This window comes from Colwellia psychrerythraea 34H (genome assembly GCF_000012325.1).
GTDB classification, from domain to species: Bacteria; Pseudomonadota; Gammaproteobacteria; order Enterobacterales; family Alteromonadaceae; genus Colwellia; species Colwellia psychrerythraea_A.
In genome coordinates this window covers 4,861,216-4,874,729 of the sequence record NC_003910.7, presented here as the reverse complement: position 1 = coordinate 4,874,729, position 13,514 = coordinate 4,861,216, and the positions used below count along the sequence as shown (strand labels likewise).

Here is a 13,514-nt window from a genome sequence, read left to right as displayed (position 1 = left end):
GTTGTTTACATAAATAGAGAAAGATCATGGCGAAAAATGAAGAGTTAGTTTTTGGTATTCATGCAGTTAATGCCTTAATTAACGCAGCTCCCGAGCGTTTTATTGAAATATGGTTATTAAAAGGTCGTGAAGATGATCGCATAATGCCAATCATTAATTTATCAAGAAAATACGGTATCGGGACACAATTGGCGAGTCGTAAAGCGCTTGATGAAAAAAGTGAAGGTGAGCAACACCAAGGCGTAATTGCCCGTGTAAGACCTGGGAAAAGTTATACAGAAAATGATATTGATGACATCATTCTTGCTGCAGAAAAAAAATCAATCGCACCATTTTTTCTTATTTTAGACGGTGTCACCGATCCTCATAATCTAGGTGCTTGTCTACGTAATGCTGATGCTGCAGGCGTACAAGCGATAATTGTGCCCAAAGATAATGCAGCACAAATTACGCCTACCGTTCGAAAAGTTGCGGTAGGGGCAGTTGAAAGTGTACCTTTAGTACAAGTAACTAATTTATCAAGAACGATGAAGCAGTTGCAAAAGCAAGGTGTATGGATTGTTGGTACCGCAGGAGAGACAGATACCTGTTTGTATGATGTAAAACTTTCTGGACCTATGGCACTTGTTATGGGCGCCGAAGGTAAAGGGATGCGCAGATTAACCCGTGAAAACTGTGATCAACTAGTGAAGCTTCCTATGGCAGGTACTGTTTCTAGTTTGAACGTATCAGTGGCAACAGGCATCTGTTTGTTTGAAATGGTACGCCAACGTTCAATTTGACAATAGATAATTGAACTTAAAAATTATTTTAAAAAGGAATTTTAATAATGAAAAAAATATATATCACTATAGTTTTAATCCTAGCTAGTTTGCTAATTGCGCCAAAATTTATTGGCGCTATGGTTGAAACAGAACGTCAACGAGTACTTGTAAAACTTAATGAAACGGATGGTATCACCTTAACAACCAGCCAATATAGCGGTGGTTGGTTCGGTGCTGATGTCGTCTCAGAAATGAAAATAGCCTTGGAAGATAATAACCTCAATGAGGTGACTATTACCGTAGAAGAAGACATCTCTTTTGGTCCTGTCATAATTACGGATAAAAATTGGTATTTTGGTTTAGGCTATTCAACGGCGAAATTTAAGTTTGCAGCGCTTGGGGTAGATGAACGTATAGTTGATATTATTAACGAAAAGCTGCATGTCGGTGCACTACTGGGCTTTAGTAAAGATGTTACCACCTTCATTAATACTGATAAAATAAGTTATCAAGATACTGATAGCGTGATTGTATCTGAGCCATCTTTTGCCCAATTTACCTTAATTAATAATGAACACATCATTGGTGATTTTTCTTGGGGAGGTCTCGATGTTAAAGGACAGGATGAACGCCTTGTTATTGGTGACGTTGGTATGTCGACTAAGCAAAAAGTTGTTAGCGGTGATTATCTTGCGGGAACGGCCATCTTAACTGGTGATGCCATCTTTACCGTTACAGGGATTAGTGTTTATAACGATAACAGTAAAGTTTTTTCTTTAGATGGAGCAACCTTAACGAGCGAGGTTTCATTAGATAATGATTTATTAGCGCTTGCGTTGAACTATCAAGCCAAAGAAATTAGTGCTTCAGGACAATATTTTAAAGAGCCCAACGTAGCGGTACTGTTAGCTAATATTGATGTCCATGCTTTGCAAGAATTAAACACGGCTATGGCAAATTTGTCGGTTAATGCTTCAGGTGAATATGACACTGAAGAAAGCCTAAAAGTGCTATCAGCAGTAGCAGAAAAAATACTCGCTAAAGATCCTAACTTGAAAATAACAGATTTAAGTGTTGTTACCGAAGAAGGTAAAGTGGCAACTGAATTTAACTTCAACATCAACAAAGATTTATTTGATAGTGCTAATTTGAATTCAATGGCCTTAATTAAGGCTTTAGAAGCCGATGCTAAAGGTAAAGCACCTATGGCATTCCTAAGTAAATTAGGTATGGCTCCTATGGTGGATAATTTTGTAGAACAAGGTTATTTGAACCGCCACAATAACGAAATAACGGTTGAAGCCAAATATGTCCAAAGTCAACTAACGGTTAATGGAAAAGCCTTTCAGTTATAGCTTTCATAACCAAATATAAAAAAGGCTTATTGTTTTAAACAATAAGCCTTTTTTATTAATCTAATTTTTTAAACTTGTTTAGCTTATACCAGTTTTATTAATTAGGTGACCTACTTTATACGCAGAAAAAATTACCAAGTACAAGGCATTTATTTTAATAACTAGTTATCCTAATTATTAAATAAATAACGAAGTAGTTGGTTATTTTAACCAGTAGAAATGATCACCTAGTTAGTGAGATTGGTATTAATTATAGTAGCTTAAGCATTTCTCAACTTCATTCTTAGAACCCATAATAACTTCAACACGTTGATGGATACTATTTGGTTCTATATCCATAATGCGCCCTTCACTGGTCATTGCTAAACCACCCGCTTGTTCAAGTAAAAACGCCATTGGGTTAGCTTCATACATTAAACGTAGTTTGTATGGTTGCTCAGGTTTTCTACTATCAGCAGGGTATGTGAAAATACCACCGCGACATAAAACACGATGAATATCACCAACCATGGCCGCTATCCAACGCATATTGAAGTTTTTCTCACGTGGACCGGTATCACCAGCAAGTAAATCACTGATGTAATTTTGCATAGGTGCTTGCCAAAAACGCTGGTTAGACATATTGACGGCAAACTCTTGTGTATCAGCAGGAACTTGTACATTTCGTTCTACTAATAAGAAACCGCCATGGGTTCTGTCTAATACATAAAAATGGGTACCGCTACCTGTAGTCATCACTAACATCGTTGATGGACCATAAAGCACATAACCAGCACATACTTGCTTGTCACCGGCTTGCTTAAACATGTCATCATCACCAGCGGCAATATCTTTAGGTGCTTCATGAATAGAAAAAATAGTCCCAATCAATGAATTGATGTCTATGTTAGAACTACCATCGAGGGGATCAAAAGAAACAATATATTTGCCATTTTCATCACCAGCAACTGAGTGATCTTCTTCTTCTGATGAAATCGCTTTAACAAAACCAGATTCAAGTAAAATATCTTTGAATAATTCATTGGCAACAACATCTAATTGTTTCTGAACTTCGCCTTGAATGTTCTCATCAAGGGTTGAGCCCATCACGTCACCTAAGTGACCTTGGCTAACACGAAACGAAATTTCTTTTGTGGCAGCTAAAATAGTTTTTATTAATGAAATTAAATCAAGAGGTACATTGTCTTGACGTAAAGCTGGGGCTAGTCGTTGCATTAGGTTACCTAAGTTACTTTAAAGTGGTTGGCTAAGTTTGAATTAGTTTACTTGTTAATCAGTCTGCCATTATTATAGCAAGTTTGTGCTTTGCTTTAACATGGAAAACACGATTAATTTAAGCAAAATTATTTTGCATCGCTACAGCTAACCTGTTTTAAACTCGTAGAGTTGAAACGTTTTAGCATACCTGGTTTGGCGAGTACCACTAAGTTACCTGCTAACATCAAACTTAAGCCAATAAAGGTATAACTATCCCAGATAAAACCTTCGAAAAAGCTTGAGATAACCACAGCGACTGCGGGAAACATAATCGTGGCATAAGAGGCCTTATGTGCACCGATACGAGCCAATAATGTTAAATAACAACCAAAAGCAATAACCGAACCAAATATTGATAAGTACAACAATGAGCTGATGTACTCGAAAGTATAAGAAAAGTTAAAGGTTTGACCCTGAACAAGCGCAACAACAAACATAAATAGACTGCCGTACATCATGCCCCATGCCGTGGCAGGTAGTACTGGCATATTGTCGTGCTGATTCTTAATCGAAATCATATTACCGGTAGAGGCGAACACCACGCCAATTAAGCACAAGCCTAAGCCCAATAAAGTACTATCACCAAAATGCACATTACTTATTTGTGGCCAAAACAAGGTAACAATACCCATTAAGCCAAGTGCGCCACCGTAATAAACTCGGCTCGAAATGCGAGTTTTAAACCAAACACGTGCATTAAGAATATTAATCATCATCAAAGTGGAAAATGCAATGCTGGTCAATGCTGAATTAATATGAGCTTGTGCGTTATACAGTAAATAATAATTAAAGCCAAACAGGGTTAAACCAAAAGCGGATAGTTGCAGGTGTTGTTTGGCTGAAAACTTCAGCGGTAATTTCTTGAAGCGACAATAAGCGAACATACATAAAGCTGCTAAGCCAAATCGATAAACAATCGATACTTCAGCAGCGACTTCACCTAATTGGTAATTAATAGCTATCCAAGTCGATCCCCATATTAGGACGGTAATTACGTATAAAAGCGTATTGTTCATAAATTTTGTCACTCCATGAGTAGGACTTATACCCGTTCCACTTGAAGATGCTCGTTTCAGGAAGTCTGAGCGATTCATATTCAAGGCGCATTTTTTTATTAAGGTCAATCCCTTAAAAAGAAATGTAACGCAGAGTATGATTTGCTCAGTCCTCCCCAAGGGGCTGGTTTAGAAACGCTTTATGCTGCGTTATTGATTTCGACAATAGAATAACTATTCTCTTCAATCAATGCCTTGCCTAAAGGCGTTTCTAATTCCAGCTGAATCGTGCATCTTCAAGTGGATCGGGTATATAGGATAAGCGTGACATTGTAAGGATAATTTGATTTAATAACATATACAAAATTATGAAAATGTAACCTATACAGTTGGCGTTGTTAATCAAGGCACTTACTCTGAGAAATAAATGAAATTATTAGATAAAAGCTCCTCGGCATATTTGTATCAACAAGTAATTGATTTTATTGAACATCAAAAGAAAATAGGTGCGTTACACCCAGGTGATAAGTTACCTAGTTTACGCAAACTAAGTCGCCAGTTTGATATAAGTGTACCAACGGTTAAGCAAGCTTATATTGAATTAGAACGACAAGGACAAGTCTGTGCCAAGCCACAATCGGGCTATTATTTACAGGCAATGCAAGCACGAACGCTTAAACCAAGACCGGCAAAATGGGCTCAGTGTGATCCGGTGGAAGTGCAAGGTCGCAGTATGATTGAACAAGTCCATGCGGCGGTGCACTTACCTAATACTGTTGCCCTTGGAATTTCAAATCCTATTCAAGCACATCCGCCTGATAAAGCGCTTGCCAGATTAATGCGCTCAGTCTTAAGTAAAGTCTCAGAAAAGGCAGTAAGTTATGGCCCAGTAACGGGCGATGCTAAATTACGCATGCAGCTGGCATTTCGTTATCAAGACCAAGGTGTCGAGACAAATCCTGATGATATTGTCATCACCAATGGCGCGCAAGAAGCACTCTCCATTGCCCTGCAATGTGTAGCGAAACGTGGTGATATTATTGCTATTGAATCTCCGTGCTTTTTCGGCATGATTGAATTGATTGAAACATTAGGTATGAAAGCACTTGAAGTTTATACCTGTACAGAAGACGGTGTTTGTGTCGAAGATTTAGCTGAGGCTATTAATCAGCATGATATCACTGCTTGTTTGTTTTCAACGGCGATAAACAACCCATTAGGTTCGATGAAAACTGATGAACAACGTCAAGCGATGGTTTCTCTATTAGAGCAACATGATATTCCATTGATTGAAGATGAAGTTTATAGCGAGATATACTTTACTGATAACAAGCCAAAACCTGCTCAGTTGTATTCTGAAAAAGGATTAGTGATGACCTGTTCTTCCTTTTCCAAAACAGCAGCACCAGGTTATCGTATTGGCTGGTTATTACCGGGTAAGTTCGAAGAGCAAGCAAAACGAATTAAGCGGGCACAATCGGCCTCGACACCTATGTTGCAGCAATGGACCTTAAATGAATACTTACTGAGCGGCGATTATGACCGCCACCTTTGTGTATTACGAAAGACGCTGGCATACAATTGTGAGCGAATGCGAGCATTAATTGCCGAACATTTCCCGCCAGAAGTCTGTATTTCAAAACCTTTAGGGGGCAGTGTGCTTTGGCTGCGCTGTCAGTCACATGTAAAAACGGGTGAATTTTTTCAACAGGCGCTAACACAAGGGGTTAGTTTTGCCCCTGGAGCAATTTTTTCTCCATCAGGAAAGTATCAAAATTACATGCGAGTGAGTTATGGCGTGCAATGGGGGGAGGATGTTGAAACGGCCGTTAAGGTATTAGGTCAATTGGTATACGAATATACCAGCAAGCAAAAAACAGCACAATTGATGGAAAAACAATGACAGCGACAAACAATAATACATCAAGTAATAACGCAGTAATAAAGCATGGCGATACGTTGACACCTTCAGCGCAGCTTAAAGTCTCTTTAAAGTTGTTATTACCTTTATTAGCTTCAATATTAGCGGTTTCTCCCTTAGCGGTAGATATGTATTTACCCGCTATGCCAACGTTAGCTGAGCATTTAAATACACCCATGAGCATGGTGCAAAATAGCTTAAGCATTTATTTGTTGGGTTATGCGCTCGGTTTAATATTGTTTGGTCCTATGGCAGATAAACACCCACGTCGGAATCTTGTTTTGTTGGGCATCGGTGGTTTTTTTATTGCCAGCTTATTATTACCTTTTGTGAGCAATATAGAGCAATTTCTTACCGTTAGATTTTTTCAAGCCTTTGTCAGCAGTGCCGCCACCGTAGTTGTTCCGGGGGCCGTGCGTGAATATTACGGTAAAGATACTGCGAAAGGGCTTTCGTATGTCAGCATGATTATGATGTTAGCGCCTATGATAGCGCCGAGCATAGGCAGTGTGCTGTTACTGGCACATAGCTGGCAACTTATCTTTTATGTATTAGCCGCTTACAGCCTCATTGTGCTGGTATTGGTTAGCTACTATTTACCTAATGCAAGCGATGTGACCTTGCCAGAAGGGCCAGTAGTTAAAAAAGTTGAGATGAGCTTTATTCAGCGCTATAAAATAGTGTTAAGCAATGCTGAAGCACGACTAGATATTATTTCATCAATGATGATAGCACTGGCGTTTTTTGCTTATATTACCGCAATTCCTTTTGTCTATTTAACCATCTTTGAAGTATCAGAATATACTTTTAGTTTGTTGTTTGCCTTAAATATATTAGCGTTGATGACGGCGCATTTTACTAATACACGTTTTGTGGTGCGTAAAGGTTCAAGGACGATGTTGCGTTTTGGTTTAACGCTAGCAACAATGGCAGCAACGGCCCTGATGTTGGTAAATGTTTTGGCATTACCGTTAATTTATACCGTTGTGGCTATTTTTCCACTTATGGGGAGTATTTCCATGATAGCGGTAAATAGCGATGCTTTAATTTTAACTAAATTTCCTGCGCATTCAGGGACAGTAACAGCGGTTATTGGTACCCTTCGTTGGGGAATAGGCGCGTTAGCAGGACCCATTTTAGCCTTCTTTTATGATGGCAGTGCAAAGCCATTTGCTTTGTTAATGTTCTTTGCTGTCTTGGTAGTATTAAGCTGTCAGCTAATGATATGGTTTAACAATAAAAAATAGTTAAAAAGAAAGGATTAAATATGAAAAATATAGCAGTTATTCTAAGTGGTTGTGGTGTTTATGATGGCAGTGAAATTCAAGAAGCAGTCATTACGTTATTAGCGATAGCTCAGCAAGGCGCCACTTATCGCTGCTTTGCACCTAATATAGCTCAGCACCATGTTATTAATCATCTCACGGGTGAAGTGAGCGAAGAGGAAAGCCGTAATGTACTTGTTGAAGCCGCGCGTATTGGTCGTGGCGATGTAGAAGATTTAATAGAACTGAATGAAAAAGAATTTGATGCCATCATATTTGTCGGTGGTTTTGGCGCAGCAAAGAACTTAAGTAGTTTTGCGTTAGACAACGATAATTATAGTGTTAACGAACAAGTATTAACCGCAGCTAAAGCTTTTGCCAAAGTAGAAAAACCAGCAGGCTTTATGTGTATTGCTCCTGCTTTATTACCGCTTATTTATCCCGCAGGCGTAAAAGGCACTATTGGCAAAGATAACGCAACGGCGAAATTAATTTCAGCCAAAGGTTTAACGCATATTGATTGTGATGTTACTGACGTAGTTGTGGATGAAGCACATAAAATTGTGACAACACCAGCCTATATGCTTGCTGAATCGATCAGTGAAGCGGCAGTGGGTATCAATAAACTAGTAAAATATGTTCTTGCTTTTAGTAAGTAGGTTTTGTCTTTGATGGATAATCGATCGAGCCACTTACCGAGTACTTTCCTCGATAAATTATCGAGTAATAAGCGAACTTACTTAGTGCCAAGTGCGCTAATAATGATAGTTTCAATTGCGCTTAGCGCTTGTCAAAGTCAGGCAACAGAAAAAAATATGACCCATAACTCCACTAGTACTAATACATTCACTCCATTTGAGCGAAAAGTTGCACAAAGAATGTCGCTCGATATTCGATACTTTTGTTCTGATATAGATGGTAAGGCCAGTGTGCCAACATCAAAACATTGCCGACAAGTAGTGACTGAGCTACCCAAAGAACTTGCGCAGATGATAAGCACAAGTAATGTCGGTGGTATCGTATTATTCGCTGAAAATGTGCAAGAGATAGCGCAAGTGGTGAAGCTAACCCATGATATTCAAGCCGCGGCATTAAAGTCAGAACAAGGAAACCCCTTGATTATCTCAATAGACCAAGAGGGCGGTCGAGTAGCTCGCTTTGCTAAAATGACTGGCTTTGCTGGAAATATGGCTATTGGCGCTAGCTATCCTGAGCATGGTACTCACTTTGCTACGCAAGTTAATGCAGTTATTGCTAAAGAACTAAAAGCCTTAGGTATCAATAATAATTATGCCCCTGTCGTTGATGTAAATACCAATGTTGACAACCCGGTGATTAATACGCGCTCTTTTGGCGAGTCCGCTGTCCAAGTAGCCGAACTTGGTGCTAGTGCGGTAACAGCCATTCAAGCACAAGGCGTGATGGCAACCTTGAAGCATTTTCCTGGTCATGGTGATACGCACGTTGATAGTCACTTAGGTTTACCACGAGTTGATCATGACAGAGCGACTATAGATAAGGTGGATCTTGCACCTTTTGCTTGGGCTATTGATCACGCTAAACCCGCGATGATAATGACGGCTCACATTCAGTTTCCAGCCCTAGATAACAGTTTATTTATCAGTAAAAGTGGCGATAAACTTATTCGCCCAGCGACCATGTCCCGTAAAATATTAACCAACTTGTTAAGAGAAGAGATGGAGTTTGATGGCATTATTGCGACGGATGCTCTTGATATGGCGGGTGTTACTCACTTTTTTACTGACATTGAAGCTGTCGTTGAAACCTTTGTGGCAGGTGCAGATCTTGCCGTGATGCCATTTAAGGTTCGAACACCAAATGATATCGACAATTTTTATAACTTTATAAAAGCAGTGGCCAAGGCCTTAGCAATACGCATTGAGCACAATGAATATCAGTTAACTGAGTTTGAACAATCGATAGTGAGATTAAACCGATATAAGAAACAATATATTGAAGTGGCCAATGAATCAGTAGCACAACAACTGCTCTCGGTTAATGCTGTTATTGCTAATGAAAAGCATATTATTACAGAGCAAGCGCTTGCCAATGCCGCGGTAACATTATTGAAAAATAACCAGTTGTTACCTCTTACTGTAACAGGTATTAAACGAATACATTTTGTTGTCGCAAATCAGCAAGAACTGGTGGCGTTAACTTATGCGACTAATAAGGTATTAGCGCAAATATTGCCAGCAAGTGAGGTTGAAAAAATTAGCATTAGCCACTTTATTGCCGGTAATACCGAGTCGGATAAACAAATGAAGTCGCTGCTAAGTGAAGCGGATGTCGTCATTGCTACTGTTGATATTAAAACGGCCAGTTTAGTTGATTTAGGCGGTATGGATGATTTAACGCCAAGTTATGGTAGTGCTGCTCAGCAACAGAAAAAACTGACCTATGCAACGTTATTAAAACAGCAACTTACGCTAGCGGGAAAGCTAGGAAAGCCTTCTATACTTATTGCTAAAGGTTCTCCCTTTTTAATAAATGAGTACAGTGAACTAGCCGATGCAGTGTTGTTAAACTTTGACGATAGAATCTATGAGAGTAAAAATCAGCAAAGTATAAGCCCAGGGTTTAATGCCAGCATGGCAGTTGTTTTCAATGAAAGAAAGGCTTTAGGTAAACTACCTGTAACGTTGAAAAGGTAAGGCTGTTATTTAATATTTAAACCACCTGAAAAGGGTTATTTGTTTAGCGAGATTAGTATCATCAATAAGTAAAAATAGAAAAATAGAAAAATAGAAAAATAGAAAAAAAGCGGCATAACCATTGATGGTTATGCCGCTTTTTTTATTTAACTGATAGCGTGATTAATCACGCTAGCTTATGCGTAAACTCTTAGCTATATCATGCTTAAGATTCGCTTTGCTCAGCTTCAGTATTGTCTTCTTCACTTTTTGGCGTATGGCTTAACCAATCCATCATTAACTCATAACCTAAGGCTAATACTACCGCACCAACAAACAAGCCAATAATGCCTGAAAGTAGCATGCCACCAATAGCGCCAAGTAAAATGACTAACATAGGAATACTCATACCGCGTCCTAAAAATAGCGGTTTTAAGAAAGCATCACTAGCACTAACAATAATACTAAAGATTAAAAAGGCGATGGCTGGAGTGGTGTCCGCTACAGAGAAATAATACGCCGCAATAGGACCTAAAATTAGAATGGGTGGTAATTGCGCGATAGCTAATATAAGAACTGCAATTGCCCAAATACCTGCGCCAGGAATATCAGCAATCATCAAGCCAACACCAGACATGAGTGATTGAATAACGGCAACGCCAAGTACACCCGTAGCGACACTTCGAATAGTGGCAATAGTGGTACTAATTGTTCTATCGCCAAAGTCATTCATCAAGCGGCGCATTAATTTACTCAAACCTTGATGTAATGGGGCTGACTTTGCCATAAACACTACCGCAATAATTAAAGAAACAATAAACTGTAATATACCGCCACCAATACCAGCTACTGCTGATAATAAAGTGCTTGAAAGTGATTTTAATTGTTCAGGGTATTGCCCGGCAACTTTTTGAATATCTTGAGAAGCATCCTGCCAAAAATTGAACAGCTTTTCACCGACTAGCGGCCATTCTTTAATGCTTTCATCAGCAGCTGGTATTTTTAAAGTACCTTCTTCAATTCCTGTATAGACATGCTGGGCAGAATCAATAGCAGAAGACGAAAGGTTAATTGAAGGGATAGCGATAATTGATATCCCGACAATGGCAACAATGGTTGAAGCGAGTTTTTTATTACCTTTAAGTGCAGCAGTAAGTTTTTCATGTAAAGGATATAAAGCAACGGCTAAAATGGCAGCCCAAATGGTAATTAATATGAAAGGCCTAATAATAGAAAAACACCATAGGATAATCATCGCCATGGCGGCAAGCTTAATGGCGATATCAATAACCCGGCGGTTAAATGCCTGATCACTGGTTAACTCTTGTTGGTTTTTCATGGAAGTTTCCTTACGTTAATAACTTATTATTATGTTTACTTGGTGGATTAGTACTAAGAACCTGAACTGGAGGTGTCATTAGGTGAATTATTTATTCGCTTATTTTTATCTGAACTTGTATTAGCTGAATTATGTTGAGGTGAATTATGGTTTGCACCGAAATTACTCATATGTGAACCCACTAAACTAGCCACTAATATCGCTAAATAAAACTGGCCAACTATGGCTTCAAAATAAACTAAAAATCTTGAAATAGGTAAAATGGGCGAAATATCACCAAATCCTAAGGTCGTAATAGTAACAAAAGAAAAATAGATAAAATCAGGGAATAAGGTAAACCATTCATTGTTACTGTTGATGTTAGTAAATGAACCAGGGAAAGTTAGTTGTATTAAGGTGTACAGTGTTGCCCAAATTAGCCCCATTAATAAATACAAACAAATGGCCCCTAAAATTTTATTACCATCAATATCACCGGTAAATAATACCTGTTTAGCCGTGCGAAGGGCGCTTGAGATAAAGAAACTCAGCAGCAACAGTAAATAAACTTGGTCAAAGCCAGCATCATCAAGCCATGCACTAAAAAAAGAAAAGAATAAAATAGCGATGGGAAAAATAAAGGTTTTACGCAGCACGAAATCTTTTGAATCCACTCCCCAAACTGCAACTAATAGCGTCACTATAGTGGCAGATTGCACTAAACGTTGCACCGAACCTTCAAAAAACTGCTGAGCTAATGACGTGCCAAGTAATAATAAAATTAAAGCAAAAGTGAGATAAATAAAATTATCTTGGCGTGTCATTATTTTCAAAAGCGTTTCTCTTCAGTCATGCGTAACTATGGGTCAAATAATCAATTTAGACTAACGTCTCTTTGCTCTAGTAGGTCGAGAGCGGTTATTTCTAGCTGGTTTAACAACGACAACGTTTGTATGACGATGATAACCATTACCATAGTACATCGGATACCCAGCGCCATATCCCATACCATAGCTCATAGAGCCACTTACATGGGTATTCTCACAGGCGGTTAATAATAAGGTACTAAGAACAACAGTAGCGGTAAGTAATAAGGTTTTAAGTTGTTTCATTATTCACTCTCCTGCTGTGTTAAACCCAGTAATGCGCCATTGGGATCAGCAATGATGGCTAAGCCTCTATTTTCTGGTTGATAAATGATAGTTGCGCCGTTGCTTGTGGCTTTTGATAATATAGTGGAGAGGTCGTTAACTTCAATAAAGTTGACCCAACGATCTCTTTGTTCAAATGAGTCGGGTAGCTTTACAATACTGGCTTGAACCATTTCTGCTTGAATTAAAAAGAAGCTTTCTTTTTTGGCATTAATTGGCTCTAAAGTATAACCAAAAGTGTCTTGATAAAACAAAGCAGCTTGTTTGGTATTGGTACTAAACAATTGCGCCCAATCCCACTTATTACTTATTTTTTTATGATTTTTGTTGGTAAGATCTAACTCAAGCAAGGCAATAACGCCGCCTTGTGGATCAGCTAAAACCGATCTTTTACCGTAAAGGGTAAAGTCATGAGGAGCTAATATTATGGTGGCATTGTTTTTAGCGGCTAGTGCACTTCTACTCGAAACATTATCAGTATCTATGCTGCCAACCCATAAGGCATTATCCGTTTTGTTACGCTTTGAATCACGCTCAAGTACACCGGCAACGGCTTGGCCATTATCGTACAGTAAATGATATTTTGCCTGCTCTTTAGCGAATTCTTTAACTGTCCAGCCAAAAGTGTCGTGATAAAATTTAAGTGAAGCTTCTACATCTCCGGTGTATAGGTCAGCCCAAACTAATTTTCCGTGCTGATTTTCTACTATTTTTTGGTCGCTTGTTTCTACTTCTGCTGCTGACGTAGCATAACTATTTAACAGTAATGGTAACAATAGTGGTATTAAAAATTGGCTTAACCTTTTCATCTTCAAATTTCCCTTTGTTTTTAAC

General features: G+C 38.7%; 12 protein-coding genes. 6 read left to right on the top strand and 6 right to left on the bottom strand.

Going from position 1 to position 13,514, the window contains the following annotated elements; all coding sequences use genetic code 11:
• Positions 1-26: 26 nt before the first annotated feature.
• Both rlmB and CPS_RS20715 read left to right on the top strand, forming a co-directional pair.
• Positions 27-782 (top strand): 23S rRNA (guanosine(2251)-2'-O)-methyltransferase RlmB, encoded by a 756-nt coding sequence (gene rlmB, locus CPS_RS20720; RefSeq protein WP_011045344.1) that lies wholly within the window; start codon positions 27-29, stop codon positions 780-782.
• A 47-nt stretch (positions 783-829) separates the two neighbouring features.
• Positions 830-2,119: a YdgA family protein gene (locus CPS_RS20715; protein WP_011045343.1), complete on the top strand. Its 1,290-nt coding sequence runs from the start codon at positions 830-832 to the stop codon at positions 2,117-2,119.
• A 246-nt stretch (positions 2,120-2,365) separates the two neighbouring features.
• Here the strand turns inward: CPS_RS20715 and CPS_RS20710 are convergent, their stop codons facing one another.
• A complete protein-coding gene (locus CPS_RS20710) occupies positions 2,366-3,334 on the bottom strand; it encodes a class 1 fructose-bisphosphatase (RefSeq protein WP_011045342.1) in 969 nt (322 codons plus the stop codon).
• 128 nt (positions 3,335-3,462) lie between these two features.
• A complete protein-coding gene (locus tag CPS_RS20705; protein ID WP_011045341.1) occupies positions 3,463-4,392 on the bottom strand; it encodes a DMT family transporter in 930 nt (309 codons plus the stop codon).
• A gap of 406 nt (positions 4,393-4,798) precedes the next feature.
• Here CPS_RS20705 and CPS_RS20700 point away from each other — a divergent pair, with 406 nt between their 5' ends.
• From CPS_RS20700 to CPS_RS20685, 4 genes are read left to right on the top strand one after another with little or no spacing between them, the layout of a single operon-like run.
• On the top strand, positions 4,799-6,274 hold the full coding sequence (locus CPS_RS20700; protein ID WP_041737157.1) for a PLP-dependent aminotransferase family protein: 1,476 nt from the start codon (positions 4,799-4,801) through the stop codon (positions 6,272-6,274).
• Positions 6,271-7,539, top strand: a complete 1,269-nt coding sequence (locus tag CPS_RS20695) for a Bcr/CflA family efflux MFS transporter (RefSeq protein ID WP_011045339.1) — start codon at positions 6,271-6,273, stop codon at positions 7,537-7,539. Before CPS_RS20700 ends, CPS_RS20695 begins: the two co-directional genes overlap by 4 nt.
• A gap of 20 nt (positions 7,540-7,559) precedes the next feature.
• Positions 7,560-8,216, top strand: a complete 657-nt coding sequence (gene elbB / locus CPS_RS20690) for an isoprenoid biosynthesis glyoxalase ElbB (protein WP_011045338.1) — start codon at positions 7,560-7,562, stop codon at positions 8,214-8,216.
• A 12-nt stretch (positions 8,217-8,228) separates the two neighbouring features.
• Positions 8,229-10,232, top strand: coding sequence for a glycoside hydrolase family 3 protein (locus CPS_RS20685; protein WP_138140326.1), 2,004 nt, complete (start codon positions 8,229-8,231; stop codon positions 10,230-10,232).
• Between the two features lie 205 nt (positions 10,233-10,437).
• On the opposite strand, the gene CPS_RS20680 is transcribed toward CPS_RS20685, so the two are convergent.
• The 4 genes from CPS_RS20680 to CPS_RS20665 are packed head-to-tail and all read right to left on the bottom strand — an operon-like array spanning position 10,438 to position 13,489.
• Complete coding sequence (locus CPS_RS20680) at positions 10,438-11,550, bottom strand: AI-2E family transporter (RefSeq protein WP_011045336.1); 1,113 nt, start codon at positions 11,548-11,550, stop codon at positions 10,438-10,440.
• Positions 11,551-11,603: 53 nt separating this feature from the next.
• On the bottom strand, positions 11,604-12,353 hold the full coding sequence (locus CPS_RS20675; RefSeq protein ID WP_011045335.1) for a potassium channel family protein: 750 nt from the start codon (positions 12,351-12,353) through the stop codon (positions 11,604-11,606).
• Positions 12,354-12,413: 60 nt separating this feature from the next.
• Positions 12,414-12,641, bottom strand: a complete 228-nt coding sequence (locus CPS_RS20670) for a hypothetical protein (RefSeq protein ID WP_011045334.1) — start codon at positions 12,639-12,641, stop codon at positions 12,414-12,416.
• Positions 12,641-13,489, bottom strand: coding sequence for a VOC family protein (locus tag CPS_RS20665; protein ID WP_011045333.1), 849 nt, complete (start codon positions 13,487-13,489; stop codon positions 12,641-12,643). Before CPS_RS20665 ends, CPS_RS20670 begins: the two co-directional genes overlap by 1 nt.
• Positions 13,490-13,514: the final 25 nt, after the last annotated feature.

What these genes read in the sequence shown, in the direction of transcription:
- rlmB (WP_011045344.1), top strand. Translation starts at nt 27, where the DNA reads ATGGCGAAAAATGAAGAGTTAGTTTTTGGTATTCATGCAGTTAATGCC.
- CPS_RS20715 (WP_011045343.1), top strand. Translation starts at nt 830, where the DNA reads ATGAAAAAAATATATATCACTATAGTTTTAATCCTAGCTAGTTTGCTA.
- CPS_RS20710 (WP_011045342.1), bottom strand. Translation starts at nt 3,334, where the DNA reads ATGCAACGACTAGCCCCAGCTTTACGTCAAGACAATGTACCTCTTGAT.
- CPS_RS20705 (WP_011045341.1), bottom strand. Translation starts at nt 4,392, where the DNA reads ATGAACAATACGCTTTTATACGTAATTACCGTCCTAATATGGGGATCG.
- CPS_RS20700 (WP_041737157.1), top strand. Translation starts at nt 4,799, where the DNA reads ATGAAATTATTAGATAAAAGCTCCTCGGCATATTTGTATCAACAAGTA.
- CPS_RS20695 (WP_011045339.1), top strand. Translation starts at nt 6,271, where the DNA reads ATGACAGCGACAAACAATAATACATCAAGTAATAACGCAGTAATAAAG.
- elbB (WP_011045338.1), top strand. Translation starts at nt 7,560, where the DNA reads ATGAAAAATATAGCAGTTATTCTAAGTGGTTGTGGTGTTTATGATGGC.
- CPS_RS20685 (WP_138140326.1), top strand. Translation starts at nt 8,229, where the DNA reads ATGGATAATCGATCGAGCCACTTACCGAGTACTTTCCTCGATAAATTA.
- CPS_RS20680 (WP_011045336.1), bottom strand. Translation starts at nt 11,550, where the DNA reads ATGAAAAACCAACAAGAGTTAACCAGTGATCAGGCATTTAACCGCCGG.
- CPS_RS20675 (WP_011045335.1), bottom strand. Translation starts at nt 12,353, where the DNA reads ATGACACGCCAAGATAATTTTATTTATCTCACTTTTGCTTTAATTTTA.
- CPS_RS20670 (WP_011045334.1), bottom strand. Translation starts at nt 12,641, where the DNA reads ATGAAACAACTTAAAACCTTATTACTTACCGCTACTGTTGTTCTTAGT.
- CPS_RS20665 (WP_011045333.1), bottom strand. Translation starts at nt 13,489, where the DNA reads ATGAAAAGGTTAAGCCAATTTTTAATACCACTATTGTTACCATTACTG.